At 66.8% G+C, this 26160-nt stretch carries 25 protein-coding genes; 5 read left to right on the top strand and 20 right to left on the bottom strand.

What is annotated here, in order from left to right:
- Positions 1-4 precede the first annotated feature (4 nt).
- Positions 5-589: an isochorismatase family protein gene (locus LK10_RS02730; protein WP_043120155.1), complete on the top strand. Its 585-nt coding sequence runs from the start codon at positions 5-7 to the stop codon at positions 587-589.
- Positions 590-740: 151 nt separating this feature from the next.
- On the opposite strand, the gene LK10_RS22500 is transcribed toward LK10_RS02730, so the two are convergent.
- The 8 genes from LK10_RS22500 to LK10_RS02770 form a co-directional block, all read right to left on the bottom strand.
- Entirely contained in the window at positions 741-1283 is a 543-nt protein-coding gene (locus LK10_RS22500) for a DUF559 domain-containing protein (protein WP_231567566.1), read from the bottom strand.
- 563 nt (positions 1284-1846) lie between these two features.
- Positions 1847-3628 carry a DEAD/DEAH box helicase gene (locus tag LK10_RS02740; protein WP_043119912.1) on the bottom strand — a complete coding sequence of 594 codons (1782 nt, stop codon included), beginning with the start codon at positions 3626-3628 and terminating at the stop codon, positions 1847-1849.
- The gene (locus LK10_RS02745; RefSeq protein WP_052206864.1) at positions 3625-5016 is read right to left on the bottom strand and encodes an MFS transporter; all 1392 of its coding nucleotides are present in this window, start codon (positions 5014-5016) and stop codon (positions 3625-3627) included. Before LK10_RS02745 ends, LK10_RS02740 begins: the two co-directional genes overlap by 4 nt.
- Before the next feature lie 27 nt (positions 5017-5043).
- Complete coding sequence (locus LK10_RS02750) at positions 5044-5367, bottom strand: DUF3039 domain-containing protein (protein WP_043119914.1); 324 nt, start codon at positions 5365-5367, stop codon at positions 5044-5046.
- A 62-nt stretch (positions 5368-5429) separates the two neighbouring features.
- Positions 5430-7007 carry a hypothetical protein gene (locus LK10_RS02755; protein ID WP_043119915.1) on the bottom strand — a complete coding sequence of 526 codons (1578 nt, stop codon included), beginning with the start codon at positions 7005-7007 and terminating at the stop codon, positions 5430-5432.
- Entirely contained in the window at positions 6992-7789 is a 798-nt protein-coding gene (locus LK10_RS02760; protein ID WP_052206902.1) for an ABC transporter ATP-binding protein, read from the bottom strand. Before LK10_RS02760 ends, LK10_RS02755 begins: the two co-directional genes overlap by 16 nt.
- An 86-nt stretch (positions 7790-7875) precedes the next feature.
- Complete coding sequence (locus LK10_RS02765) at positions 7876-8886, bottom strand: tetratricopeptide repeat protein (RefSeq protein WP_043119916.1); 1011 nt, start codon at positions 8884-8886, stop codon at positions 7876-7878.
- A gap of 73 nt (positions 8887-8959) precedes the next feature.
- Complete coding sequence (locus tag LK10_RS02770) at positions 8960-10723, bottom strand: hypothetical protein (RefSeq protein ID WP_043119917.1); 1764 nt, start codon at positions 10721-10723, stop codon at positions 8960-8962.
- A 260-nt stretch (positions 10724-10983) separates the two neighbouring features.
- On the opposite strand from LK10_RS02770, the gene LK10_RS02775 reads away from it, so the two are divergent.
- On the top strand, positions 10984-12153 hold the full coding sequence (locus LK10_RS02775) for an AI-2E family transporter (protein ID WP_043119919.1): 1170 nt from the start codon (positions 10984-10986) through the stop codon (positions 12151-12153).
- 99 nt (positions 12154-12252) lie between these two features.
- Here LK10_RS02775 and LK10_RS02780 read toward each other — a convergent pair whose 3' ends face one another.
- Together LK10_RS02780 and LK10_RS02785 are read right to left on the bottom strand one after the other, a co-directional pair.
- Complete coding sequence (locus LK10_RS02780; protein WP_043119920.1) at positions 12253-13056, bottom strand: alpha/beta hydrolase; 804 nt, start codon at positions 13054-13056, stop codon at positions 12253-12255.
- 31 nt (positions 13057-13087) lie between these two features.
- Positions 13088-13444, bottom strand: coding sequence for a hypothetical protein (locus LK10_RS02785; protein WP_043119921.1), 357 nt, complete (start codon positions 13442-13444; stop codon positions 13088-13090).
- 71 nt (positions 13445-13515) lie between these two features.
- On the opposite strand from LK10_RS02785, the gene nucS reads away from it, so the two are divergent.
- From nucS to LK10_RS02800, 3 genes are all read left to right on the top strand, one after another.
- Positions 13516-14217, top strand: a complete 702-nt coding sequence (gene nucS, locus LK10_RS02790) for an endonuclease NucS (RefSeq protein ID WP_043119923.1) — start codon at positions 13516-13518, stop codon at positions 14215-14217.
- 86 nt (positions 14218-14303) lie between these two features.
- On the top strand, positions 14304-15539 hold the full coding sequence (locus LK10_RS02795) for an N-acetylglucosamine-6-phosphate deacetylase (RefSeq protein ID WP_043119925.1): 1236 nt from the start codon (positions 14304-14306) through the stop codon (positions 15537-15539).
- A gap of 272 nt (positions 15540-15811) precedes the next feature.
- Positions 15812-16015: a cold-shock protein gene (locus LK10_RS02800; RefSeq protein ID WP_043119926.1), complete on the top strand. Its 204-nt coding sequence runs from the start codon at positions 15812-15814 to the stop codon at positions 16013-16015.
- A 94-nt stretch (positions 16016-16109) separates the two neighbouring features.
- Here LK10_RS02800 and LK10_RS02805 read toward each other — a convergent pair whose 3' ends face one another.
- The 10 genes from LK10_RS02805 to atpB form a co-directional block, all read right to left on the bottom strand.
- On the bottom strand, positions 16110-18653 hold the full coding sequence (locus LK10_RS02805; RefSeq protein ID WP_052206866.1) for a phosphatidylglycerol lysyltransferase domain-containing protein: 2544 nt from the start codon (positions 18651-18653) through the stop codon (positions 16110-16112).
- Positions 18644-19075 carry a DUF2550 domain-containing protein gene (locus tag LK10_RS02810; protein ID WP_043119928.1) on the bottom strand — a complete coding sequence of 144 codons (432 nt, stop codon included), beginning with the start codon at positions 19073-19075 and terminating at the stop codon, positions 18644-18646. Before LK10_RS02810 ends, LK10_RS02805 begins: the two co-directional genes overlap by 10 nt.
- A 9-nt stretch (positions 19076-19084) precedes the next feature.
- The gene (locus LK10_RS02815; RefSeq protein ID WP_043119929.1) at positions 19085-19366 is read right to left on the bottom strand and encodes a F0F1 ATP synthase subunit epsilon; all 282 of its coding nucleotides are present in this window, start codon (positions 19364-19366) and stop codon (positions 19085-19087) included.
- Between the two features lies 1 nt (position 19367).
- Complete coding sequence (atpD, locus tag LK10_RS02820) at positions 19368-20819, bottom strand: F0F1 ATP synthase subunit beta (RefSeq protein WP_043119930.1); 1452 nt, start codon at positions 20817-20819, stop codon at positions 19368-19370.
- 63 nt (positions 20820-20882) lie between these two features.
- Positions 20883-21773 carry a F0F1 ATP synthase subunit gamma gene (locus LK10_RS02825; RefSeq protein ID WP_043119932.1) on the bottom strand — a complete coding sequence of 297 codons (891 nt, stop codon included), beginning with the start codon at positions 21771-21773 and terminating at the stop codon, positions 20883-20885.
- A 91-nt stretch (positions 21774-21864) separates the two neighbouring features.
- Positions 21865-23502, bottom strand: a complete 1638-nt coding sequence (gene atpA / locus LK10_RS02830) for a F0F1 ATP synthase subunit alpha (protein WP_043119933.1) — start codon at positions 23500-23502, stop codon at positions 21865-21867.
- A gap of 93 nt (positions 23503-23595) precedes the next feature.
- A complete protein-coding gene (locus tag LK10_RS02835) occupies positions 23596-24426 on the bottom strand; it encodes a F0F1 ATP synthase subunit delta (RefSeq protein WP_043119936.1) in 831 nt (276 codons plus the stop codon).
- Complete coding sequence (locus LK10_RS02840; protein WP_043119938.1) at positions 24426-24974, bottom strand: F0F1 ATP synthase subunit B; 549 nt, start codon at positions 24972-24974, stop codon at positions 24426-24428. Before LK10_RS02840 ends, LK10_RS02835 begins: the two co-directional genes overlap by 1 nt.
- A 57-nt stretch (positions 24975-25031) precedes the next feature.
- Positions 25032-25250, bottom strand: coding sequence for an ATP synthase F0 subunit C (gene atpE / locus LK10_RS02845; protein WP_043119941.1), 219 nt, complete (start codon positions 25248-25250; stop codon positions 25032-25034).
- 65 nt (positions 25251-25315) lie between these two features.
- A complete protein-coding gene (gene atpB / locus LK10_RS02850; RefSeq protein ID WP_043119943.1) occupies positions 25316-26119 on the bottom strand; it encodes a F0F1 ATP synthase subunit A in 804 nt (267 codons plus the stop codon).
- Positions 26120-26160 lie beyond the last annotated feature (41 nt).

Consider the following 26160-nt stretch of genomic DNA (forward strand, 5'->3'; position numbering starts at 1 on the left):
CCCCATGAAGCGTGCACTCATCATTGTCGACGTGCAGAACGACTTCTGCGAGGGCGGTTCCTTGGCGGTCGACGGCGGCGCCGCCGTCGCGGCGCGGCTCACCGACTACGTCGCGCAGCACGGAAACGAGTACGGGGCGATCGTGACGACGCAGGATTGGCACATCGATCCGGGCTCGCACTTCTCCCCGGCGCCGGACTACGTGGACTCGTGGCCCCCACACTGCGTCGCGGGCACCGAAGGGTCTTCCTTTCACCCGAGCCTCGACGTCTCGAGCGTCGATGCCATGTTCCGCAAGGGCCAGTACGCCGCCGCCTATTCTGGGTTCGAGGGGCACTTGGCGCAGGCAGGCGATGCCCAGGGCTCGTCCGACGATTCACCGGGCCTCGCCGATTGGCTCGCCAAGCACGAGGTGACCGACGTCGACGTCGCCGGCCTCGCAACCGACTACTGCGTACGGGCGACCGCCCTCGACGCCGCCCGCCTCGGCTACCGCACGAGAGTGCTCCCCGGCCTGTGCGCCGGGATCGCTGAGGATCTCTCCCCCACCTTCCACGAACTCGAGGCGGCTGGGATCACGCTCGCCTAGCGTTCGTCCGTCACCTCCCGACGGTCCCCACCCTCCAGAAGTCACCTCCCGACGCTCCGCCACCATCCAGAAGTCACCTCCCGACGCTTAGCCACCATCCAGAAGTCACCTCCCGACGCTCCGCGACCATGCAGAAGTCACCTCCCGACGGTCATGCAGCTGTCCGGGCCAGATGCTGCCGAATCCGCCGTATGACGCCGTGGAAGTCGTCGCGGAGGTCCTCGACGGTGACATGGAGAATCGACCAGCCAGCGGCCCGGAATGCTCGATCCCGCCGAGCATCGCTGAGCCGCTGGGCCTCGTCGAGATGATGTGAACCCTCGTATTGGATCGCGAGCCGATAAGCCCGGACCCCAAGATCAGCCGTCGGCGACTTTGGATTCTCCGGAAAGAGCGCTATCTGAAGCTCGGGCTCGGGTAGCCCCGCGTAGTGAATTGCCAGCCGCAGGAGGGTTTCGGGAACGGAATCTGCACCGACCCGCATCAGTTCCAGCGCAGCCTTTGCTCGGCCAACCCCACGCGACCACGAATGTGCTTTCACCATCTCATAAAGGGAGCCGAGCGTGGAGTACGGCTGTTCGCGTCCTTCGAACTCTGGGCGAGGAATGCGGATGAGCTGGTCGCCGAGGGCAACGAGATGATCCGGAGTCAGTTCGTTGGCAAGATCAAGCCAAGTTCTGGCTGGCGTCGTCACCAGCATGCCTTGAATGTGGTGAAGCTCGCCGGGAAAGACTCGGACCGAATGCCCAACAACGCCCTTCCGCCGCACGCGGGAAAGGTGACTTGGTTTGCTGAGATGAAGTTGCCCGTGGTCTTCGCACCATGGCGGAAGCGGGAGACCTTGGACAGCCGCAGCTGTGCGATGCGAGCCCCAGGCTTGTGGTGTCACCGCGAGATGCACCTCAAGCCGCTCCGCGACCCCGGGCCTGTGTCCAGCCGGCCAGTAGATCTCCCTACTGCGGTGCTCGAGGTCCTTCGCGCGTAGCCTTCGGGGGACGACGCCAGCGCCCAACGCCTCAGCGTAGGTAAACGATTGTCGAGAGAGGGGATCCGGAAGGGGTGCGCGAGCAGTCATGGCCACAGTCTGGCGGGAAATTCGGAACTCCGCCCTGAGTTATCCACAGGCACCGTCGGGAGGTGACCCCTGAACCCCAACACACCGTCGGGAGCTGACCCCTGAACCCCAACACACCGTCGGGAGGTGACCCCTGAACCCCAACACACCGTCGGGAGGTGACGGGTGGATGGCAGCTGCGGCTAGGCGCGGCCGATGAACCACTCCTGCAGCTTCTTGAGCCGCGCGCGCAGCTGATCTTCGCTCGCCAGGGCGACGGCGGGGCCGCCGCAGACCTCCCGCAGCTTCGTATGGACGACGCCGTGCGGAGTCCCGGTGCGCGCGCTCCACGCGGAGACGTTCTTCGCGAGCTCGTGGCGGAGGTCCATGAGGAGACGGTGATCCGGGACTCCAGCGGGCGACGACGAGACGGGCTTCGTCTTCCGCCGAGACACTTGCTCCTGCTGGCGTTGGCGGAGCAGCATCGCGACCTGATCCGCGTCGAGCAGGCCGGGGATGCCGAGGAAGTCGAGTTCCTCATCGGAGCCGATCTCACCGCCTGTGCCGAACTCGCCGCCGTCGAACAGCACCCTGTCGAATGCCGCCTGTGATTCGAGCGCCTCGTATTTGCCCTTGGCGAGTGTGTCCGAGGCCTTCTCTTCACGGTTCGCCTCATCGAGAAGAGACTCCTCGAGGTCCATGATCCCGTCTTCGTCCGTCGAGGGACGGTCCAACGCATGGTCCCGCTCAGCCTCCATCGAATTCGCGAGCGCCATGAGCTGCGGCACGGAGGGGAGGAACACCGACGCCGTCTCCCCCCGCCGTCGTGCGCGCACGAAGCGGCCAACGGCCTGGGCGAAGAACAGCGGGGTCGAAGTGGACGTGGCGTACACGCCCACGGCGAGCCGCGGCACATCGACCCCTTCAGACACCATGCGAACCGCAACCATCCATCGCGACTCGTCGGAGGAGAACTCCTCGATGCGGCTTGACGCCTTGGCATCGTCGGAGAGGATGATCGCAGGCGATTCACCGGTGATCTTCTTGAGCTGGCCCGCATAGGCGCGCGCGTCCTCGTGATCAGTCGCGATGACGAGTCCCCCGGCGTCGGGAACGGTGCGGCGGACCTCGGTGAGACGGCGATCCGCAGCGGCGAGGACCGCAGGGATCCACTCTCCCTGTGGATTGAGCGCAGTGCGCCATGCCTGCGCCGTGACGTCCTTGGTCACCGCGGCTTCACCCAGCGACGCGGCCATCTCCTCACCCGCACTCGTGCGCCATCTCATCTGGCCCGAGTAGGCCATGAAGATGACCGGCCTAACGACGTGGTCGCGGAGCGCCTCGCCATACCCGTACGTGTAGTCAGCCTTCGAGCGGCGGATCCCATCTGCGTCCTCCACGTAGTCGACGAACGGGATGGGCGATGTGTCGGAGCGGAATGGGGTGCCGGTGAGGGCGAGCCGTCGTACCGCCGGATCGAAGGCCTCGCGCAGGCCGTCGCCCCATGAGAGCGACTCGCCGCCGTGGTGGATCTCGTCGAGGATGACCAGTGTCCGAGCGGCCTCGGTCTTGGCGCGGTGGAGGAGCGGCTTGCTCGCCACCTGGGCATAGGTGACGGCCACGCCGATGAAGTCGCGCCCATGCTGGCCGTCGGAGTTCTTGAAGTTGGGATCGATCGCGATCCCAACGCGCGCCGCCGCATCGGCCCACTGTCGCTTGAGGTGGTCGGTCGGCGCCACGATGGTGATCCGGTTGACCAGACCACGATCGATGAGCGTGGAGGCAACCCGAAGGGCGAACGTGGTCTTTCCGGCACCGGGCGTTGCGACCGCGAGATAGTCACGAGGGGCGCGTTCGAGGTACTTGTCGAGCGCCTCCTGCTGCCACGCGCGCAGCTTTGGTGCGGTCCCCCATGCGGCACGTTCGGGGTAGGCCGGGGAGAGCGCCCGCGAAGACTCCTGCCCGCCGAAGAGCGTATCCGTCACGCCCGATCCGCCTCACGGACCGCTGGAGACGGCGTGCTGGTCCTGGACCCCGCCGCCCCACTCAGGAACGCGGAAATGGCGAGGGCGCCGACCAAGAGGGCGAAGGCACCGGGCCCGGGGACCCTATTCGGGGTCAGCATCAGGGAGTACAGCGTTCCTGCTCCGGCGGTTCCAATCACTCCACCGAGCATATCGGCCAACTGAAGCGAGGCCGAATTCCTTCCTCGCTCGGCCGCGTCGCTCAACTCGAGCACGAGCACCGACGTCGTCGACGTCGCGAGGCCCATCCCCATGCCCGCCACTGCCCACGCCGAGGCGAGCAAGAGCGGCGGAGCCTGGACAAGGACGACGAGAGCGACGCCGCCCATGGAGGCGGCAACGACCGCGGGCCCGACGACGAGAAACGCCGGCCGCGGAAGCCAGCCCTTGGCCTGGGCGAAGGAACCGAGCGTCCAGCCGAGCGCTCCGCCCGTGAGCGCGAGGCCCGCGATGGAGGGCTCGAGCCCGTAGCGGTCCACGAGCATGAGGGGCACGAACGCCTCGGCTCCGAAGAATGCGAGAGTCAGCAGGCCGCGCACGACGACGACGGCGGGCAGCCCGCGCGCGACGCGGAAGGAACCGGGAGGGAGAAGCCGGGGGACAGTCAGCACGACGCCGGCCAGGCCCACCGCCCCGAGGAGCGCGAGCGCTACAGGCGTCACGGCGGCCCTCATCCCCGGGTCTGCGGATGACTGCGCCGCCCACTGCGCGACCGCGACACCCGCTGCGAGCCCCGCACCGAGGAAGGCACGACGCCGGCCCTCACCGGCGGCCATCGACTTCTCTTCCGGGGCGCCCAGCGACTTGATCCGAGGCCACATGAGCAACACCGCCACGACGACGATAGGAACCACGCCGAAGAAGGCCCAGCGCCAGCTCACATGCTCGGCGAGGAGCCCTGAGACATATGGGCCCACGAGCGAAGGAACGACCCATGCCGCGCTGAACCAACCGAACACGATGGGTTGGAGCACCGACGGCAGTGCTTGGCCGATGATGACGTACACGGGCACGATCATGAATCCGGCGCCTGCGCCGGACACCATGCGGCCGATGGTGAAGGCGGTGAAGTCCCACGCTCCGCCGCACAGGAGGAGCCCTCCGCACATGAGCAAAAGGCCCGTGAGAAGGGACGGACGCGGGCCTGCCCGGTCACTCCAGGAACCAGCCGCCGCCGTGGCGGCGAGAGACGCCGTGAGATAAAGCGAGAAGGCTAGGCCGTAGGATCGCTGCCCTCCGAGATTCGCAGCTACCACGGGCATTGCCGTGGTGACCGCCATCGCCTCGAACGCGCTGCACGTGACAATGGCCAGAAGCCCTATGACGAGGCCGCGGTAGGCCCGGGACATAAGGCCCCGGGCACCACCCTTGGCCACTTACTCGTCGTCGCCGTTGTTGCCGTTGCCCCCGTCGTTGCCGGGGCGAAGGCCCTCGTAGATCTCTTTGCACGTCGGGCAGATCGGGAACTTCTGGGGGTCCCGACCGGGCGTCCAGACCTTGCCGCACAATGCGATCACGGGTTCGCCGGTCAGGGCAGACTCCATGATCTTCTCTTTGCGAACGTAGTGCGAGAAGCGCTCGCGGTCGCCTGGCTCGAGTTCCTCGCGGACCTCCTCGCGCTCGATGGTTGCCGTTGAACCGGCTCCCGAGGGGTCCCGTGGATCATTCGCATACGGGTCGAAGGGGTCAGCTGTGCTCATTACTCCATGCTAGCAACGGCCTCCACCTTCGCCGGGGGCCAGAGGGCCGCTTTCGAATGGCGTCACCCAGAGCGAACGAGGGAGGCGTAGACCTCCGGCCCACGACGGTCGAGCCAGATTCCCCCGAGCGTTATTCCAAGCACGAAGAGCGCACTTCCGAGGACTACGCCGACAAGGAGCGCAGCCCAGCCGTAGCCCGTCTCCCCTGTCCCGACCGACAGCGCCACGAGCACGATCTCTGGCAGGACAAGCAGCCCAAGGGTGAGGAGGCCGCCGATCTGGACGAGGAAGGTCTGCGTAGCGTTGCCCGGCGGCCGCTTGAACGGGCTCTCTCCCGGGAGCGGAACGGTCACGGTGAACCTCGAGGACACGACCGAGGCAAGTCCGCTGCCGCTGAGGAGGACGCCCAACGCGAGCCCCATGTATGCAGGCAGGAGGCCCCATCGCCCGGACACCGCGAACGGCACGAGCGCTATGACGATCGCGGCAGGCACAGCGAAAGTCAGGAGGGCGAGCGCCCTTCCCCAGCGATCGGCCCGCCCGCGCACACCCGCGGTGAGGTGAAGTGAGAATGCGGTCGAATCGTAGGAGACGTCCGTCGCGAGTGACCAGGCGAGGAGGAACGCGGCGAGGGGGCCTGAAAGGAGGAACACGTCTGACTGGTGCTGCTGGGCCGACGAGAAGAACAGGATCACCGGGACGAGCGGAACGATGATGAGCGCGGTTCCGTACCGCGGGTCGCGGACCCAGTAGATCAGCGCGCGGGCGGCAACGGCACCCGCCGGGCTGGCCGGCATCCAACCGAACGGCCCGAGGCCCCTCCGCCCCGCCTTGCTCCCTGATGAGGCCCGGCTCGCGGGGGTGACGAGCGCCCGCGCGAGGGCTCGTGACCAAGCCCAGGCCGCCACCGCGAGGGACGCAGCCGCGATGAGGAGTTTCGCGAACGCCTCGAGCAGATGCCCCTCGGCGACCGCACCGGGTACGGCGAGCGCCGCGCCGAGAGGCGTCCAGGCGAGGACCTGTGCGAGCGATCGCATCGCTTCGAGGTTCGTTTCCATTCCTCGTATCGCGAGGCCGACGATAGGCCCGAGCAGGACAATCGGAACCATCATGATCATGCGGCTCCCCTCACGGAAGCGCCGCGACGTAGCAAGGTCCGTCACGGCGCTCGCGACGAGGCGGCTCACCACGACACAGAGGCCGAGGGCCAGTGCCGCGCCCACGATTCCGGCGATGAACGTGAGCGGGTCCCGCGCCCACGTCACCACGGTCGCGGCGAGGGCGACAGCGGTGCAGGCACCGGGAACGCCGATGATCCCGGCTAGCGCTTGACCGACGAGCAGCCGGGACAGCGGGATGGGATAGAGCGCGAAACGCCCGGGATCCAGCGTGAGGTCGACGCCGGAGACAAGGATCGGCGCGAAGGCCCACCCGGCGAGGAGCGCGGAACCGCCGAGGACGACAATGGGCTCCGCGATGGCCGCGTCCGCGAGGCGAAGCAGGATGAGGCCAAGTACGGCGAGAAAGAGCAGGCCGAGCCCGTAGAGCGAGCCGATGATGAGACCGACCAGCTGGCCCACGCTTCGGCGGAGGCCGTTGCGGAGGAGCACGAGCTTGAGGGTGATCAGGTGCGCAACCACGAGAGCCCCTCTGCCGGACCGTGGCCTCCTACAAGCTGCACGAAGCGGTCCTCGAGCGTCGACTCGCCCCTCACCTCGTCGACCGTCCCGGCAGCGAGGAGCTGGCCCTGAGCGACGACGGCGACGTGATCGCACATCCGCTGCACGAGGTCCATCACGTGGCTCGAGACAATCACCGTTCCGCCCGAGTGGACGTAGTCAGTCAGGATGGCACGGATGTTGGCGGCCGAGACGGGATCCACGGACTCGAACGGCTCGTCGAGGACCAGCAGTCGCGGCGCATGCACGAGGGACGCGGCGAGCGCGATCTTCTTGGTCATACCGGCGGAATAGTCCACGACGAGCGTCCGCGCGTCAGCCGTGAGATCGAAGGCTTCGAGGAGATCGCGGGTGCGCGCGGCCACGGTCGCCCGGTCGAGCCCATGCAGGAGGCCCGCATACGTGATGAGCTGTTCTCCGCTGAGCCGGTCGAAGAGCCGGACCCCGTCCGGCAGCACACCCATGAGGCGCTTGGCGCCGAGCGGGTCCTGCCATACGTCGATGCCCAATACGAGGGCCGTCCCAGCGTCGGGGCGCAGAAGGCCCGTCGCCATCGACAGCGTCGTCGTCTTCCCGGCACCGTTGGGACCCACGAGCCCATAGAACGACCCGGTGGGCACTTCGAGGCTGATGCCGTTGACGGCCGGCTTACCCCCGAAGGACTTCGCGAGGCCTCGGATCGAGAGAGCCGAGCCGGCGGGGTACCCCGCGCCCTCGGGCACGGGGTAGCTGGGCAGAGTCATGACCACACGCTAGCAAGCCGACCACGCAATGGGATCCCTCCTACGGAGGACACCCTGAGGAGGAATTCTCCCGAACCGAGCAGGGACTAGAAGAGCGCCCGGGCGAGCTGCTGACGCGCCGAGCTGACGCGAGGATCCGTCGTGCCGATCACTTCGAAGAGCTCGAGCAGGCGGACTCTGGCCTGTTCGCGCTCGGGTCCGAAGTTCTTCGCAATAAAGCCGACCAGCCGCGCAAATGCGTCCTCGACGTGGCCGCCCACGAGGTCCAGATCGGCGACCGCGAGCTGCGCCTCGACGTCATCAGGAGACGAGGCTGCTGCCGCCCGAACCCGTTCGGCCTCATCCTGGCCGAGGCTCTCGACGCGCGACATGAGGTGGACCTGCGCAAGCATCGCCTTCGCCTCATGGTCTGCAGGGTGCTCGGCGAGCTCTTTCGTCAGGGCGGCTTCAGCCGCGGCATAGTTGCCCACCTCAAGCGCCTCGTACGCTTCCTGGAGGCGGGGCGGGAGCGGGGGCTCCGCGGGCGCGGACGCCGGCTCGCCGTCGACCGTGCCCGTCACGCCGTTGGCCTCCGCCACGCGGAGCAGTTCTTCGAAGAGCTGACGGGACTGGTCTGGAGCTGCAGCACCTTGGAAGAGCGGGATGGGCTGCCCCTTGAGGAACGCGACGGCGGTGGGAACCGCTTGGATCGCCAATGCCTGCGCAAGTTGGGGGAACGCCTCGATGTCGGCAGTTGCGTACGCAAGGCGGCCGCCGTACCCAGCGACTTCCGCCGCGAGTTCGTCCCGCATGCGCTGTGATTCGGGCGAGTACTGCGCCCACAGGAGGACGACGACGGGCACCTGCGCCGAGAGCTGCACGAGCTGCGGGAAGTTGGCCTCGTCGATCTGAATCGTCTGTCCGGAGTCCGCGCCGGGCTGCTCCCGGCTTGTCTGAGCCTGGGCAGACGAACTCGCCGCCGAATTCGCCGCGCTTGCGCTCGGCGCGTGCGCAGGCGGGGTCGCCGTCGCTCGCGCCTTGAGCGCCGAGAGATCGACGGCGCCGCGGAGGCTCATTGAGGGCAGAGGGCTTGGCTGGCGGGAACCGGGAACGCTCATGCCTCCACCATAGTGCGAGGGGCGGAGACGCTCACAGCGCCTCCGCCCCTCGCGAAAATCGAACCGGCGAGGGCTAGCTCACGCTTGCACCCACCAGGTTGCGCGTCGCCGACACGAGAGTGAGCTGCTGCTTCGAGCCCACCGGCGGAATGTACAGCGCGACGGATTCGAGGAACTCGAGGCTCATCTTGGTCGTCGCTTCCTTCCCGCCAGCGAGGGCGGCAGCGTCGTCCTGGACGGTGATCTTGTCGCCGGCCGACTTGGGTGTGCCGTCGATCGTGAACTTGAGGGTGGCGACGACGAGCGCTCCCCCGTCGGCCGTACGGTACGCAACCGTGTCGTTGCCCGTCGGGGCGTGGGTGAACACGAGATTGCCATTCGGGCTTGAGTTCACGATGTCCGTCTCGTAACCGATGGTGTCCTTGGTGTACGCGTTGTCCGGAATCGCGTTCTTCCACGTGCTGTTGGTATTCGTCAGCCGGTCGCCGAGTCCCGCCAGAGCGAGGTTCGGGCTGTAGGCAATACCGCCGTTCGAGTCGAGCCCGATCTGCTGCGCGCCAGCCTTGAGCGCGTTGGGGAAGGTCGCGCCCGGCAGAAGCGGCGAGGCCCCGATGAGCTTGTAGTTGGACCGGGCGTCATTCTGTTTGAGCGTCAGGATCTGTGGCGTCGTGTTGCCGTCGCCCTGCGTCACAGCGACAACCGTCCGGGGCCAGCTGCGCTGGACCGTCACGACGCTCGTGAGGAGGCGGGAGCTCCGGACCGGCGCGAGGGCGGCCGCCGAGGACACCGACGCCCGGATCTTGTAGTTCTGGATCCGCGCCAGAAGCGCCGTACCGTCGACTCGCGGCTGCAGCTTGGCAGCGTCCTTGGCCTGGTCGCCTGCCGCAACGGTGCTCGCGACCTGGTCGAGGATCCGCTGGAACTGCTCGTCCACGAGGACCTTGTCCTGGGGATTCGGCGTGGCGGCGGGCGAAGCCGAGGGGCTGGCGCTGGAGGAGGCCGAGGGGCTGGCCGAACCAGACGGGCTAGCCGAACCAGAGGGGGTCGCCGAGGGAGCAGGGCTCGTGGTCGCGTGCGCTGCAGCCGCGCCGCCCGTGAGGGCGAGGACGACGGCGACCGCGGCCGAGGCGGAGCGGGCGAGACCCCGACGCTCTGCCCGACCGGCGGCGGGCGTCTCAGGCTGCGCGTTTCGTGGGGCTGCGCTCGGGCCGCCAGAGGCAGTCACCGGCTGGCCCGAGCCAGGCCAACGGCGGTGGAGCACAAGGAGCACGGCACCCGCCACGATGAGGAGGCACCCGAGGACAATGAGCGGAACGCCCCACGGGGTCGTCGCGTTGCTCGGCCACGTGACCGTGATGTCATGCGGAGCGGGCTTTGTGCCATCCGTCGCGAGGACAAGCTGCCAGTTGCCGTCGTCCGGGAGGTTCCAGTGGTAGTCGAGGGTGCCCGAAGCATTCTGGGTCGTCGCGAACGTGTCTGCACCGGCTGGCGAGGGCGCCGAAGCGTCGCCCGCTGTGTAGTTCGCGGTCAGCTGCTTTCCGTCAGCCGAACCGCCGTCGATCGTGGTGTGGGCCGTCTTGCCCACCCACGCGGCGACATCGTCGGGGCGTCCAACGGCAAGCACGAAAGCGCCGTCGCCCTTGATCGATATCTCGGATTGCCCTCCCCGGAGGCTCTCGAGCTTTGAATCGATCACTGTGAGCGGGGCCGCCTTTGTGCCGGCGGGGAGAGTCGCCGTCACGGTGCTTGGGGGCGCCCAGAACGTCAGTTGGCCGATGCCGGCCACGAGAGCTATCAGGCCCAGCAGCAGGAGCGCGGCTGCGGTCTTGACTCGCACAGAAAACACCTCACGTCGGGGAAAGGGACGGTTAATGGTAACCAAATCGTGACCTGAAGGCCGAGTCGGGCCGTTCCGATCCCCGCCATCCGGCCCTCCCAACCCCGTGATCACGCGGCTGATAGGGTGACGAAAGGCGCGATCGGAAGGCAGAAGCTGTGGCAGACGAACCGACTCGAACGCCGGATGACCGTTCGGCCGGACTCGGTACCCCCTCGACGGAGGAAGCCCGTGCCCGAGCTGTCCGGCGGCAGTGGGACATGCGCTCCTTTGCGAACCGGCTTCGCCGCCCGATCCCGGGGGCTCAGCCGCGTGTGCGCTTCCAGATGCCGCCGCTCCTTGAGGCAACCGAGCCTGAACCCGAGGGCGAGTTCGGCAAGCCGGGGCCGCGCATGTCGACCCAGCACCCCCTGTACGTCGGTTTCATGGGCACGGTCGGCGTCGGCATTGCGCTTGCGCTCTACTACATCACCCAGCACACGACGCAGCTTCTCGTGTGGATCCTGACCGCCCTCTTCATCTCCCTCGGCCTGGACCCGGTGGTCCGCTGGCTCGAGGGACGGCGTGTGCCGCGCGCAGCGGGGATCACCATCACTCTGCTGGCCCTCCTCGCGATCTTCGCGGCGTTCTTCGGCACCCTCATCCCGACGCTCGTCGACCAGATCAGCCAGTTGGTCACCGCATTCCCGAACTGGATCAACAGCATCGTGCATTCGGATTGGTACAGGAGCCTCGACGAACAGTTCGGAATCAAGCAGCGCATCACCGACGAACTGCAGAAGTTCGGCCAGAATTCCGAGGCGGTCACAAATGTCTTCGGCGGCGTGCTCGGTGTGGGCACCACGATCGCCAACACGACGTTCGGTGCCCTCGTCGTCCTCGTCCTGAGCCTGTACTTCCTCGCGGCGCTCCCGGCGATCAAAGCTTGGGGCTACCGCCTGGCCCCGCGCTCGCGGAGGGCCAGGGTGGAGGCGCTCTCCGAGGAGATCACGAGGTCGGTCGGCAACTATGTCATCGGCCAAGTGTGCGTCGCGGTGCTCAACGCGACATATGCCTTCATCGTCATGAGCATCCTCCGCGTGCCGTTTGCCGCGCTCCTCGCGTTCGTCGTCGGGTTCCTCGCGTTCATCCCGCTCGTCGGCGGGGTCATCGCGGGAACGACCATCGTCCTGGTGGCCCTCACGGCCGGCTGGCAGACCGCCGTCGTGCTCGCGATCGCCTACTTCGGCTATCTACAGTTCGAGGCCTACTTCGTCTCCCCTCGGATCATGCAGAAGGCCGTCGCTGTTCCCGGGCCTGTCGCCGTCATCTCCGTGATCGCTGGGGGGAGCCTGCTCGGGGTTCTCGGCGCCCTCATCGCCATCCCCACGGCAGCTGCCGCGATGCTCCTGATCCGCGAAGTCTTCATCGCCCGCCAAGACCAGCACTGACGCCCGAACCAGCACGGACGCCCGAACCAGCACCGACGCCCAGACCAGCACTTGCGGCACGGCCACGGTGCGACGGGAGTCCTGACGGGCTGCTGCGGGTCAGCTGGCAGCGACGGCTACCGGTCCTTCCCACGACGTCGGCAGGGGCGCGGCCGCTCCCGCAGTTTCGCCGGTGACAGTCGAGACGATCTCCCCCAGAACCCGCTGCACGAACTTCTCCCCGACCCACAGGTGCTTTGCGCCGTCGACCCCGATGACCTTGGCCTGGGGTACCGCCGCGAATCGCTCACGGGCCTCGGCCGGCCGCAGGTAGTCGTCGTGCTCAGGCACGATCACTGTGAGCGGCTTGCCCGACGAGGCCCACATGGCGAGGTCATCCTCGCCAGCGCGGTGGAGGGGCGGCGAGAGCAGGACCGCGCCCTCGATCTGCGGCTCGACCGGCGGGAGCGCGCCGTACTTGAGGGCCAATTCCGTCCCGAATGACCAGCCGACGAGCCAAAGCCCTGGAAGTCCTCGATCGGCTGCGAAGCGCACGGCAGCCTCGACATCCGCGCGTTCGCCGATGCCTTCCTCGAAGCTTCCCTCGCTCGTGCCGCGAGGGCTTGAGGTCCCGCGGGTGTTGAAGCGGACGACGGCGAGGTCCGCCAGCGCGGGCAGCCGGAAGGACGCCTTCCGGAAGACGTGCGAGTCCATGAAGCCGCCATGGGTAGGGAGCGGGTGGAGCGTCACGAGGGTCGCCTTGGGCTCTGCCTCCGCAGGGAGCGCGAGTTCGCCGACGAGCGTGAGGCCGTCCTCGGTCCGAAGCTCGATGTTCTCGCGCCGAGCGGGCAGCACCGTGTTCGGGCGGACCTCGATGGGGCCAGACGTCGGCGTGAACTCGTAGGAAGAGGGGTCGAAGGGCATGAGCCCAGACTATCGGCCGCCTCTCCCGCCCTTACCGATATCTGTAAGAGCGGGTCCGCCAGCAATGGGTGTGCCAGTGTCTCCGCTCGGCGATTCCAGCCTCCTCGCCGAACAGGTGATCATCCGCCCACACCACCAGGTGGGCTACCCCAGGAGGAATGGTGCGCGAGCAGCCCGGGCACGTGTAGTCCTTCGCCGCGTTCCGAGTCGTCACCTGCCGCACCCGCCAGTCGCCGTCGGGCGCGGACTCGAGCCGCGCAAAGCCTGCGAGGACACGCTCGAGATCGAAGTCCTCGCCGCCGTCGTCCGGCTTGGAGGCACCGGTCGCGCGCCCGCGACCACTGGAAGCGGGGCGCGCCGGGCGACGGGGACGGTTGGAACGCGGCATGCGCCCATTCTCTCGCGACCTCGAAGCTGATCTGTCACGGCCGGATGCGTGGCGGGCGGTAGAGTTCTCGGGTGCGACTCGTCATTGCCCGCTGTTCGGTGGACTACGAAGGCCGCCTCAAGGCCCACCTCCCCCTCGCGACCCGGCTCCTCCTCGTCAAGGCAGACGGGTCAGTCCTGGTTCATTCCGACGGCGGCTCCTACAAGCCGCTCAACTGGATGAGTCCTCCCGCGACTCTGCGGATCACAGTCGCGGACGCCGAGGGAGGTCAGTTCGAGGACGGGGTCATCGAACGGTGGACTGTTCAATCCGCGAAATCGGATGACCGCCTGATCGTGAACATCCACGAGCACCTGCATGATTCGAGCCATGAGCTCGGTGTGGACCCAGGGCTCATCAAGGACGGCGTCGAGGCCGACCTCCAGCGCCTCCTCGCCGAGCAGATCGAGACGCTCGGCGCGGGGTACACGCTCATCCGGCGCGAGTACGCGACGGCGATCGGGCCCGTCGACATCCTCGCCCGGGATGCTCAGGGCCGGACAGTGGCCGTCGAGCTCAAGCGGCGCGGCGACATCGACGGCGTCGAGCAGCTCACCCGATACCTCGAACTCCTCAACCGTGACCCGCTCCTCGCCCCGGTGCGTGGCGTCTTCGCGGCGCAGCAGATCAAGCCGCAGGCCCGGGTCCTCGCAACCGACCGGGGCATCGACTGCCTCACGCTCGACTACGACGCGATGCGCGGCGTCGACGATTCCGAGAGCAGGCTCTTCTAGCGGCTACCGCTCCAGATGCCTCGTCGCTGGCCGCTTTCCGAGATCGAAGACGGACGCGACACGACCTACTCGCCTATGATCGTCGTATGACCTCCCCCACCTCCCAGCAGACCCGCCTCATCGCGCGCGGCCGCATCGTGAGCGATGGGGAAACGCTCGACGACGGGCTGGTCGCCATCGAGGGCGACCGGATCGCGTATGCAGGACTGGCAGCGGACTTCGACGCCGCGGAGTTCGGCGGCGAGGAGCTACCTCTGCCGGAGGGCGCGCTTCTGCTCCCCGGGCTTGTCGACCTCCATTGCCACGGTGCTGCCGGAGGCGACTTCCCGAGCGGCGATGAGGCAGCCGCCCGACGCGCCCTCGATTTCCTTCACCGCTCGGGGACAACGGGCCTGCTGGCAAGCCTCGTCACCGCCCCTCCCGAGGATCTCCTGAAGGGTGTGCGCCTCTTCGCACGCCTCGATGCTGAGGGCCTCGTGAGCGGCATCCATCTCGAGGGACCCTTCCTCTCCTCTGCGCGATGCGGCGCCCAGAACCCGGAATTCCTGCTCGAGCCCGACATCGGCCTCGCCGAAGACCTGATCGAGGCCGCGGAGGGGAACCTCGAGACCATGACGTATGCGCCCGAGCTTCCCGGAGCTGCGGCGCTTGTCGACCTCCTCATCCAGCACGGCGTCACGCCATCGCTTGGCCACACCGACTGCGACGACGCTACGGCCGAGGCCTCCTTGGCCCAGGCTCGCGATGAACTGACGACGGCCGGATTCGACGGCGAAGAGACCCTCCCGACCGTGACCCACCTGTTCAACGGCATGCCGCCGCTGCACCACCGCTCGCCCGGACCCGTGGCCGCGTGCCTTCGCGCTGCCGCGGAGGGGCGCGCCGTCATCGAACTCGTTGCGGATGGCGTCCACCTCGACCCCGCCACGGTCCGGACCATCTTCTCGCTCGTCGGCGAGGAGAACATCGCGCTCGTTACCGACTCGATGGCGGCCGCTGGGCTCGGCGACGGCCAGTACATGCTCGGGCCGTCGGCTGTCACTGTGCGGAATGGCGTCGCGACCCTCGATTCAAACGGGGCGATCGCCGGGGGCACCGCGACCCTGCTCGATGTCGTCCGCAAGACCGTCGAGGGCGGAGTCCCGGTCGCTGCTGCCGTACGCTCGGCCACCGCCGTACCGGCGGAAGTGCTCGGCCGGATCGACGAATTCGGGAGCCTGCGGCGTGGCCTGTGCGCAGACCTCGTGGCGACTGATTCCGAACTGGGCCTCGCCGCCGTCGTGCGCCACGGCCAGGTCCTGCCTCTGCCGAACGCGGGTTGAGACGCTCGATTCAGAAATTGTTCTCTCGGAATTTGGGGCACGTCTTTCTATGCCATTGACCGTGCCTTCTGGGCATGATTGGCTATAACCAGTCTTGAGTAGTCAGCAGTATCTGTGAGCTAGCAGCTTGTTCAGCTAGCAGAACATGCTCGCAAGACCGTTGCGAGCGCGAAGCTCCTGATAACAGTGCGTGTCAGGTTCTTCCCGCGGAGTAACTGGGCTTTCCGCACCGCGGAAGGCCATCGATCGGCAATCCACAGGAGAATCAAGGAATGGCACAGGGAACCGTCAAGTGGTTCAACGCTGAGAAGGGCTTCGGCTTCATCACTCCGGACGACGCCGAAGGCGACGTCTTCGTCCACTATTCGGAGATCAAGTCGACGGGCTTCCGCACGCTTGAGGAGAACCAGCGCGTTGAGTTCGAGATCGGCCAGGGTTCGAAGGGACCGCAGGCTACGGGCGTCACCGCGCTCTGATCTCGACACATTCGCACAGGGCCCCGGGTAACTCCGGGGCCCTGTTGTTTGCGTTCTGTGAATATTCTTGACCGCCCCCGTCACTAATCGGCGTTTACCTGACGAGTCTGCGCAGAAGCCGCATCCGGTGCCTCGTAGTGATACCGGGTAGATACGCCTCGGCCAGAGCGCGGCCAATAGCGGGCAGGTGCAAGGTGTCTTGGTAGTACATGTAGAGCGCGCGATATTCGGGTTGGAAGTGGGATTTGAAGCGCGCGAGGGAACGGAACCCATAAACGGGTTCGAGGGCCTGACCGGTCGCGTCGAGAATCCTGCCGAGCAGCTCGTCCTCACCCTCGACGGCGGCACGCTCTCCGTTCGGATCTGACGAAAGCGGTGAGCCGGAAAGCGAAATGGTATCCACCGTGGACCGAAGCTGGGTCACGGCCGAGGCTACGAGGAATTCCATCACCCCTGGGAAACCGTCTGGACTCCGGCGCATGAAGTCGAGGGTCCAGCTCACTACTCGGCCCTCACGGTAGACCGGGAGCCAGCTCGTCGCGCCGTGAAGCATCCCCTCGCCGTCGACTGCGAGGCACAGGAGCACTTCCGGATCCGCGAGCTCGTCGAGGCCGCCCAGCGTGAACCCCATATCGGGGAGAGCCTTCTGCGCGGACCAGTCCTCGGCAAGGACGTGCAGCTGCGAGCGTCGCTGCGGCCCAAGCGCCACGTAGCGCGACCATTCGGCGCGGACACCGAGCTTGCGGGCCCGGTTCACCGCGGTGCGCACGTTCTGCCAGTCCTTCCCCTTGAACTCGAGCTCTCGGATCCGCAGCCGCGTCTCCTGGGCGACCTCCACGCGGCGGAAGCCTCGGTCACGCAGGAACGGCCAGAAATCCTCGGTGACGGAGTAGAAGCACGGCACGAGGGCATGCCGGGAGCAGTAGCCGATGAAACCCTCGACAGCCGAGGTCCAACGGTCTGCAGGCCCGATCGGCCCGGCGACCGAAAGCGCGACCCGACCATGCTGCTGGAAGGCGACGCCCGCCGTCGACCGCTCCTCGAACCAGAAGCGATTCGGAGGCCAGAGCGTCATCCAGGACAGGCTTCCGCCCCCTTCGTGCACGAGGCGCCGAGCTAGCAGAAGGCTGTCATCCCTCCTGCCGAGGGTCTGCTGGCCACGCAGGACGGCGATGCTGACGCCGACGAGCGCGGCGGCCCAGACGACGAGCCCACTGTAGGTGAAGATCCAGAGCTCAAGCGGACTCCGATTGCGGAAGATCGGGGCATAGGTAATCGGGATGGGCGAGGGCACGTACTGCCGGAGGATCTCGCCCACGAGCCCGAGCACTCCCCCAGGGAGGCTGAGGCCACCGTCCCGCAGCCACAGGAGGACGTAGACCGTCACGAAGCCGCCCACGAGCACGGCTCCTGCGATCTGAAGCCTATGGCGCGTCCCCCGGGCCGTCTCGACGGGAAAGAGGTCCCGGTGCATCCAGAGCAGGATCACGAGTGCGAGCGCGCAGGCCGCGACCGGCAGGAGGTGGACGAAGCTCGACCCAAGGATTCCGATGCGGCTCCGCACTGGCCGGTACGGGATCCGAAGGAACAAGACCAGATAGCCGGCGGTGAGCGCTGCAACCGCGAGTTGGACGAAGACGGCGATGCGGAGCGCTACCAAGCGGCCCCGGCGGAGGCCTTCAGCGCACACCAGGAGGATCAGGATGGGGAAGAGCGAGGTGAGGTAGCCCGCCGCTGAGAGGACCGTCGGCTGGCCTGCCTGCAGGCACTCACTGTCCACCGTTCCGCCGCAGTATTGCTCGAGCTGGGTCAAGGCGGGGAGCGGGTTGAGGACCATGTCCCGCACGAGAGCGAGTGGCCCGCTCGGGCTGTGGCTGAAAGCGGTGAGGATCGGCCCGACCGCGACGAACGCCACGCATAGCGCGAGCAGGTTCCTGCGCTCTCGAATGCTGGGGAGCCTGAACGTCTGCTCGGGGACACCGGTGCGGAACCACCAGCCGACAGCAAGGCCCACGAGCGCCCCGATGAGTCCGAGCACCGTCTCGGAGTGCCCGATGTACAGGACGAGCATTCCGGCCACAGCGATGACGACGGCGCGCAGGCGCCGCCGGATGAACGCGCGCAATGTCCCGCTCGCTCCGAGGCCGCAGACGAGCGCCGCCGGGTACGGCCCGAGCACCGGCACATCGACCATCGCCCCGATCCAGTCGTCGCCAGCCCACTGGGCAATCTGGGCCACTGCGAAGAACGCGATAAGACTCACGAGCTGGCCGCCAAAGAACAGCGCGATGGTCCGCAGCGGGCCGAAGGCGCGTTCCGAGAACGGCACGAGCGCCGCAATGACCACGGTTCCGGCGAGGTAGGCGAACGGGTTTGACGCGAAGAAGATCGAGGTGGCCACGCCCCACCATTGGCCAGAGCGCAGCGAGGCGAAGTCACCGCTGATGAGGCCGTAGAGCTGAGCATTCGGGCCGGAGAGAATGCTGCCCGTCGCAGCGCCGACGGCCCAGAAGACGGCTATGAGCGAGAGCGTGACCGGATATCGGCCGATCGAGACTAGACGCCGGGCTGCTCCGGCACGCACCGTTTCGGCCAGACGCCGAGTCTCTGGCGCGTCGACCTCGGTGGTCAACGCCACGTTCCAACACCGATCACTGGGCCGGCTTCGAGCCAGGAGGCGAGACCGGCGTAGGCGCGGAAGTCCATGGCGAAGCGCACCTGGCTGCCGAGGTGGGTCAGCTCCACGATGACGACGTCGGCCTGCACCTTGGGGCGTTCAGCCTCCGTCGGCATTCGGCGACCTTGAAGGACGAGTGCGCTGCGCGTGAAGCGACGTTTGGGAAGGGGACTGAGGGAAAGGAGGTCAAACCACTCGAGTTCGGTGTCCTGATAACGGCAAACCCCCATCCGCCATGCCCCGGAGGACAGGCTGATGGAGGCATCTACCGTGCCGAGGGTGCGCCGCAGGACGAAGCGGCGCACCCCGAGGGCACAGAGCAGGGCTGCGAGGAGCAGGAAGACCGCTGCCAGGACGATGAACGGAAGAGCAGAATCGTCCATCAAGGAGGGCTAACGGGTCCCCGCGACTGACTCGCTGATCTGGGCGTTGTCGGCGACGATCACCACGCGGTTGCTATCGACCGAGAAGAAGCCCCCGTCTGCCTCGACCACAATGCGGTCGCCGGAGACGGGCTGGATCTCGATCGTGCCCTCGTGCAGGATTGCCAGGACCGGAGTGTGGCCGGGCAGGATCCCGATCTCGCCGTCGGCCGTTCGGGCCTTCAGCATCTTTGCGCCGCCGGACCACACGAAGTGGTCCGCCGCCACAATTTCGACTTCGAGTTCGGCCATGCTACTTCGTCGATTCCTGGATCTTGGCCCAGTTGCGCTCAACATCGTCGAGGCCGCCGACGTTGAAGAACGCCTGCTCCGCGATGTGGTCAAGCTCGCCGTCGCAGATGGCCTTGAAGCCCTCGATGGTGTCCTTGATCGAAACCGTGGACCCCTCGACACCGGTGAACTGCTTCGCGGTGTACGTGTTCTGCGAGAGGAACTGCTGGATGCGGCGGGCACGGGCCACGACGATCTTGTCCTCTTCGGAGAGCTCGTCGACGCCGAGGATCGCGATGATGTCCTGCAGTTCCTTGTTCTTCTGGAGGATCTGCTTGACGCGAACCGCAACGTCGTAGTGGTCCTTGCCGATGTACTGCGGATCGAGGATTCGCGAGGTCGAGGAGAGCGGGTCGACGGCCGGGTAGAGGCCGCGCGACGCGATTTCACGCGAAAGCTCGGTGGTTGCATCGAGGTGCGCGAACGTCGTCGCGGGCGCCGGGTCGGTGTAGTCGTCGGCAGGGACATAGATGGCCTGCATGGACGTGATCGAGTGACCGCGCGTCGACGTGATGCGCTCCTGGAGCACGCCCATCTCGTCGGCAAGGTTCGGCTGGTAGCCAACAGCAGAAGGCATGCGGCCGAGCAGCGTCGACACCTCGGAACCCGCCTGAGTGAACCGGAAGATGTTGTCGATGAACAGGAGCACGTCCTGGTTCTGGACATCGCGGAAGTACTCCGCCATGGTCAGCGCCGACAGGGCGACACGGAGACGCGTTCCCGGGGGCTCGTCCATCTGGCCGAACACGAGAGCGGTGTCCTTGAGCACGCCGGCCTCGTCCATTTCGACCCAGAGGTCGTTGCCCTCGCGGGTGCGCTCGCCGACGCCCGCGAAGACCGAGGTGCCGCCGAAGTTGCGCGCGACACGGGTGATCATTTCCTGGATCAGGACGGTCTTGCCCACACCTGCGCCGCCGAAGAGGCCGATCTTCCCACCCTTGATGTAAGGGGTGAGGAGGTCGATGACCTTGATGCCGGTCTCGAGCATCTCCGTCGAGCCCTCAAGCTGAGCGAAGGACGGCGCCTTGCGGTGGATCGGCCAGTAGTCCGATGCCTGGATCTCGGACTCGTCAACGTCGAGCGGCTTGCCGAGCACGTTGAAGATGTGGCCCTTGACGCCGTCGCCGACCGGAACCGAAATCGGAGCACCGGTGTCCTGGACCTTGGTGCCTCGGACGAGGCCGTCAGTGGCCTGCAGCGAAATGGCGCGGACGAGGTTGTCGCCGAGGTGCTGGGCGGTCTCGAAGGTGATGGTGTGGGTCTTGCCGTCGAGCGTGAGCTCGGTGGTCAGCGCGTTGTACATCTCCGGGATCGAGTCCGCGGGGAACTCGACGTCGACCACCGGACCGATCACGCGGGCGATCCGGCCCGTCGCGCCGGCGGTGGCAACCGCTTCGGGGGCAGTGGCAGTCATGTCTCTCACTTCTCCAGTTTGGCGTGTAGTCAGTCTATTGAGTGGGGCCGAGGCTCCGGGGCCTCAGGCGTTCAGCGCGTCCGCGCCTGCGATGATCTCCGTGAGCTCCTGCGTGATCTCCGCCTGCCGGGCGGTGTTGCGCAGTCGCGTGTACTTCTTGATCAGGTCGCTCGCATTGTCGCCAGCGTTCTTCATCGCCCGCTGACGCGACGCGAGCTCGCTCGCGGCCGAATGCAGCATCGCAGCGAAGATCCGAGACTCGATGTATCGGGGCAGGAGTGCGTCGAGCACCTTCTCGGGCTCAGGCTCGAATTCGTAGAGCGGGAGGATCTCGTTCGCCTCCGATGCCTTCTCCGATACCACCTCGAGCGGGAGGAGCCGGATGACCACGGCTTCCTGAACGACCATCGACCTGAACGACGTGTACACGACGTGGATCTCGTCGACTCCGCCTTCCTCGTACGGCGCAGAGAACGCTTCGAGCAGGACGGTGCGGATCTCACGAGCGCGCTCGAATTCCGGGCTGTCCGTCTGCCCCGTCCACACCTGGGCGTAGGCGCGGTTGCGGAAGTCGAAGTACGCCTGGCCCTTGCGGCCCACGAGGTACGTTGCGACTTCCTTGCCCTGGCTCCGCAGAAGCTCCGTCAGCGACTCGGCCCGCTTGAGGATGGTCGCCGAGTACGCTCCCGCTTGTCCGCGGTCAGCGGTCAGCACGAGGACGGCGGCACGGCGGACATTCTCGTGCTCCGTCGTCAGCGGGTGCTCGAAGTCGCTCGTGGACGCAACCGCCGAGACCGCGCGGGTGATAGCCCGTGCGTACGGCAGGGAGGAGGCGAGGCGAGCCCGCGCCTTTCCGATGCGGGAGGTGGCAATCAGCTCCATCGCCTTGAACATCTTGCGCATCGAGGTCGTCGAGGCGATCTTCTGGCGGTAGACCCGGATCTGGGCACCCATTCTTGTCCTTTCCTGTCCATCGCTGACCCGTGAGGCCGCCGGGCGGAGCTGCCCTCCGCACCGGCGGCCACCGCCGGGTCACCGAGTGGAATCAGTGCGTCTGCTTGACGATCCGTTCCTGGTTGACATCGCCCTCGGAAAGAGCCTCGTGCTCCTCGTGGCCAGGGGCAACGAGATAGCTGTCGCCCTGCCCGAAGAAGCCCTGCTTGAAGTCCGTGATCGCAGACTTGAGTGCCTCGACCGTGTCGTCATCGAGAACGTTCGTCTGGGCGAGCGTTGTGAGGATCGACGTGCGGTGCTTGAGATACTCGAGGAACTCGGCCTCGAAGCGACGGACATCCTCGACCGGAACGTTGTCGAGGTAGCCGTTGGTTCCGGCCCAGATCGAGACGACCTGCTCCTCGACCGGGAACGGCGAGTACTGCCCCTGCTTCAGGAGCTCCATGAGGCGCGCGCCGCGGGTCAACTGCTGACGCGAGGCAGCGTCGAGGTCGGACGCGAACATCGCGAACGCCTGCATGTCGCGGTACTGCGCAAGATCGAGCTTGAGCGTGCCGGAGACCTTCTTCATCGACTTGACCTGGGCGGCGCCACCGACGCGGGAGACCGAGATGCCGACGTCGACAGCGGGACGCTGGTTGGCGTTGAACAGGTCCGACTGGAGGAAGATCTGGCCGTCGGTGATCGAGATGACGTTCGTCGGGATGTAGGCCGAGACGTCATTCGCCTTGGTCTCGATGATCGGCAGACCCGTCATCGAACCAGCGCCGAGCTCGTCGGAGAGCTTCGCGCAGCGCTCGAGGAGGCGGGAGTGCAAGTAGAAGACATCACCCGGATAGGCCTCGCGTCCCGGCGGCCGGCGCAGGAGGAGCGAGACGGCACGGTAAGCCTCAGCCTGCTTCGACAGGTCGTCGAAGATGATGAGAACGTGCTTGCCGCCGTACATCCAGTGCTGGCCAATCGCGGAGCCCGCGTACGGCGCGAGGTACTTGAAGCCGGCCGGGTCGGACGCAGGAGAGGCCACGATCGTCGTGTACTCGAGTGCACCCTTGTCCTCGAGCGTCTGGCGCACAGCCGCGATCGTGGACGCCTTCTGACCGATGGCCACGTAGATGCAGCGAACCTGCTTGGTGACGTCGCCCGAAGCCCAGTTCGCCCTCTGGTTGATGATCGTGTCGACCGCGATCGCGGTCTTGCCGGTCTGGCGGTCACCGATGATGAGCTGACGCTGGCCACGGCCGATCGGGATCATCGCGTCGATGGCCTTGAGGCCGGTCTGCATCGGCTCGTGGACGGACTTGCGCTGGGTGACGCCCGGGGCCTGCAGCTCGAGGGCACGGGTCGACTCCGCGGCGATCGGGCCAAGGTCGTCAATCGGCTGGCCGAGCGGGTCGACCACGCGGCCGAGGAAGGCATCGCCGACCGGAACCGAGAGGATCTGCCCGGTGCGGTGCACCTCCTGGCCCTCCTCGATGCCGGCGAACTCGCCGAGGATGATGACGCCGATCTCGCGGACGTCGAGGTTCTGGGCGAGGCCCAGAACGCCGTTCTCGAACCGCAGCAGCTCGTTGGCCATGACCGAGGGAAGTCCCTCGACACGGGCGATGCCGTCGGCGGCCTGGACGACGGTCCCGACCTCGACGCGCTCGGCGGTTCCGGGTTCGTAGGACGCCGCGAAGTCGTTCAGCGCATCGCGGACGTCATCGGCATTGATGGTCAATTCGGCCATCTGCAGTCCCTGCTCTCTACATCTCGTGGTCATCATCGGTGCAGTGCTGGCTGTGATGACCTTCTTGTGTGGTTCGAAGTGTGCTGTGGCGTCTTAGCCGGTCTGCCCCGCGAGCTGGCGGCGCAGTTCGGTGAGCCGTGCCAACGTCGAGGCATCGAGCACCTCGTCGCCGACCGTGACGCGGACGCCGCCCAGCAGCTGGGGATCGAGCGTCGTGCTGATCTTGAGCTCGCGGCCGTACAGCCGGTTGAGGCCGGCCTGCAGCCGCTCCGCCTGCTGGTCGGTCAGGGGCCGCGCGACGACGACCTCCGCGATCCAGCGCTCCTGACGCTTGGCTGCCAGCGCGGCGAAACGCTTCACGAGCTCCGTCGGCTTGAGGCCGCGCGGGTCTGCCGCGGCCTGGCCGATGAGCAGGCGCGCCTCGTCCGAGGCAGCAGGCACGAGACGGAGCGCGAGCGCCCGCTTCGCCTCTGCAGTAGCCTGCGGCTCGCTGAGCGCGGCCTGCAGATCGTGGCTGTCGTCAACGGTGCGCACGAACGAGAACAGGTCGTTCTCGAGTCGTTCGAGGCCGCTCAGCCCCGACACCCCGCCCCTCTGCTCGGCTACGGCGATCGCCACAGTCGCTGCCAGGGTCTCGAGTGCATCGCTGATATCGCGGGAGCCCGCCCAACGCTGCGAGGCCAACTGCGACACGATCTCCGCCGCGTCCGTCGAGGCCTTGCCGGCGAGAAGCCGCTGGACGAGGGCTGACTTCTCCGCACCCTCGCGGGACGGGTCCGTCAGCGCTCGGCGGAGGCCCGCCGAGCCGTCGAGAACCCGCAGGATGCCGAAGAGCTCATCCGCCAGCGACAGCGATGCCGTGGGCAGCTTCGTCTCCAGGTCCGCCAGCGCGGTGGCCAGCGATTCGCTCGATACTCCTGCCATTACTTCGCCGCACCTGCGTTCTGGGCTTCCAGGTCCGCGAGGAAGCGGTCGACCACGCGGCTTGCACGCGCGTCGTCGTCCAGGGACTCGCCGACAATCCGTCCAGCAAGCGTCGTTGCCATCGAGCCGACCTCGGTACGGAGCGAGACGAGGGCGTGCTGCCGCTCGGCCTCGATCTGGACGTGAGCCTGCTCGGTGATGCGCGCGGCCTCGACGGCCGCCCGCTCCTTGAGCTCGGCGAGGATCTGAGCGCCCTCAGCGCGAGCCTCCTCGCGGATGCGGTTCGCCTCAGTCCGGGCGTCGACAAGCTGCTGCTTGTACTCCTCGAGGGCGGCGGAAGCCTCGGCCTGAGCCTTCTCGGCCTTCGCAATGCCACCTTCGATCGCCTCCGCGCGCGCCGCAAAGGTCTTCTCGAACGCCGGCACGACGAACTTGACGGCGATGAAGAGCAGGATGGCGAAGCCGATCGCGGTGACAAGCACCTCCCACCAGTTCGGTACGAGCGGGCTGGCGCTCTCGGTGGCTGCTTGCACCATGAGCTGATGCATGTGTTCCACCCCTCCTATCTACTGAAGTAGCTGGTTCTCGGCTCGGTTCGGTCCGATTTACTTCAGGACGAAGGCGAACACGAGGCCGAGGATGGCGAGCGCCTCGGTCAGGGCCAGGCCGAGGAACGCGAGCGGCTGGAGAACGCGCTGCGCCTCAGGCTGACGGGCAACACCGTTGATGTAGGCCGCGAAGACGAGACCAACACCGATGGCACCGCCGATGGCGGAAAGACCGTAGCCGATGAGGTTGATGCTGCCGTTGATCGTGCCGTTCATTTTCTTCCTTTCAATCGCCCGCAGGCAGGTTGATGGGTTGATTGCCCCCTCACCGAGGGGAATTCTCAGTGGGCGTCCGCCGCCACTGCGCCCTGGATGTAGATCGCAGTGAGAAGCGTGAAGACGTAAGCCTGAAGCACCATGATCAGCGCTTCGAGCATGTACATGGCGATAGCAAAGACGAGGACGAGGACGCTGATCCCCTTGACCAGCACGTTCTCCTGAGCGATGAGGAACGCGATGCCGGAGCCCGCGAGGGCGACGACGAGGTGGCCGGCCAGCATCGTCGCGAACAGACGGAGGCTGTGGGTCATCGGACGCACGATGAAGTTCGAGATGATCTCGATCGGAACAACGATCGGCATGATGAACCAGGGAACGCCCGAAGGGACCACCGCGAGCTTGAGGTAGCGAATGCCGAAGCGCTTGAGGCCGACGCCGATCCAGATGACGTAAACCAGGCCTGCGAGGAAGTAGGCGCCGCCGACGTGGGACATCGTCGGGAGCTGGAACAGGGGAATCGCGCCGTAGATGTTGTTCAGCAGGAGGAAGAAGAACAGCGCGAACAGGAGCGGCACGAACGCCATGAAGTCCCGGCCGCCGATGACGTCCTTGCCGATGCTGTTGCGGACGAAGCCGTACAGCTGCTCGCCAAGGAACTGCAGCTTGCCCGGCACGAGTTGCTGCTTGCGGGAGGCCGCGATGAAGAACCACGCGATGAAGAAGACAGACAGCAGGACGAGCAGCATCTGCTTGGTGAAGCCTTCGTCCGCCCCCCATGGCAGGATGGCCGGGAGGTGGAGGCTTTCGAGGCCGGGAGGGGTGAAAGTGCTGCTGTTGTCAGCAGCCGGAAGCGTGAGCGGGGTCAACGCATTTCCTCTCTTGCAGTGTCCTTCATCGGGCAGGTGCC

The sequence above is a fragment of the Sinomonas humi genome (assembly GCF_000802235.1).
GTDB lineage: Bacteria > Actinomycetota > Actinomycetes > Actinomycetales > Micrococcaceae > Sinomonas > Sinomonas humi.

What these genes read in the sequence shown, in the direction of transcription:
- LK10_RS02815 (WP_043119929.1), bottom strand. Translation starts at nt 19,366, where the DNA reads ATGGCCGAACTCGAAGTCGAAATTGTGGCGGCGGACCACTTCGTGTGG.
- LK10_RS02840 (WP_043119938.1), bottom strand. Translation starts at nt 24,974, where the DNA reads ATGCATCAGCTCATGGTGCAAGCAGCCACCGAGAGCGCCAGCCCGCTC.
- LK10_RS02765 (WP_043119916.1), bottom strand. Translation starts at nt 8,886, where the DNA reads ATGAGCGTTCCCGGTTCCCGCCAGCCAAGCCCTCTGCCCTCAATGAGC.
- atpA (WP_043119933.1), bottom strand. Translation starts at nt 23,502, where the DNA reads ATGGCCGAATTGACCATCAATGCCGATGACGTCCGCGATGCGCTGAAC.
- LK10_RS02775 (WP_043119919.1), top strand. Translation starts at nt 10,984, where the DNA reads ATGCGCTCCTTTGCGAACCGGCTTCGCCGCCCGATCCCGGGGGCTCAG.
- LK10_RS02730 (WP_043120155.1), top strand. Translation starts at nt 5, where the DNA reads ATGAAGCGTGCACTCATCATTGTCGACGTGCAGAACGACTTCTGCGAG.
- LK10_RS02750 (WP_043119914.1), bottom strand. Translation starts at nt 5,367, where the DNA reads ATGAGCACAGCTGACCCCTTCGACCCGTATGCGAATGATCCACGGGAC.
- LK10_RS02745 (WP_052206864.1), bottom strand. Translation starts at nt 5,016, where the DNA reads ATGTCCCGGGCCTACCGCGGCCTCGTCATAGGGCTTCTGGCCATTGTC.
- LK10_RS02795 (WP_043119925.1), top strand. Translation starts at nt 14,304, where the DNA reads ATGACCTCCCCCACCTCCCAGCAGACCCGCCTCATCGCGCGCGGCCGC.
- LK10_RS02800 (WP_043119926.1), top strand. Translation starts at nt 15,812, where the DNA reads ATGGCACAGGGAACCGTCAAGTGGTTCAACGCTGAGAAGGGCTTCGGC.
- atpE (WP_043119941.1), bottom strand. Translation starts at nt 25,250, where the DNA reads ATGAACGGCACGATCAACGGCAGCATCAACCTCATCGGCTACGGTCTT.
- LK10_RS02760 (WP_052206902.1), bottom strand. Translation starts at nt 7,789, where the DNA reads ATGACTCTGCCCAGCTACCCCGTGCCCGAGGGCGCGGGGTACCCCGCC.
- LK10_RS02780 (WP_043119920.1), bottom strand. Translation starts at nt 13,056, where the DNA reads ATGCCCTTCGACCCCTCTTCCTACGAGTTCACGCCGACGTCTGGCCCC.
- atpD (WP_043119930.1), bottom strand. Translation starts at nt 20,819, where the DNA reads ATGACTGCCACTGCCCCCGAAGCGGTTGCCACCGCCGGCGCGACGGGC.
- LK10_RS02835 (WP_043119936.1), bottom strand. Translation starts at nt 24,426, where the DNA reads ATGGCAGGAGTATCGAGCGAATCGCTGGCCACCGCGCTGGCGGACCTG.
- LK10_RS02810 (WP_043119928.1), bottom strand. Translation starts at nt 19,075, where the DNA reads ATGGACGATTCTGCTCTTCCGTTCATCGTCCTGGCAGCGGTCTTCCTG.
- LK10_RS02785 (WP_043119921.1), bottom strand. Translation starts at nt 13,444, where the DNA reads ATGCCGCGTTCCAACCGTCCCCGTCGCCCGGCGCGCCCCGCTTCCAGT.
- LK10_RS02825 (WP_043119932.1), bottom strand. Translation starts at nt 21,773, where the DNA reads ATGGGTGCCCAGATCCGGGTCTACCGCCAGAAGATCGCCTCGACGACC.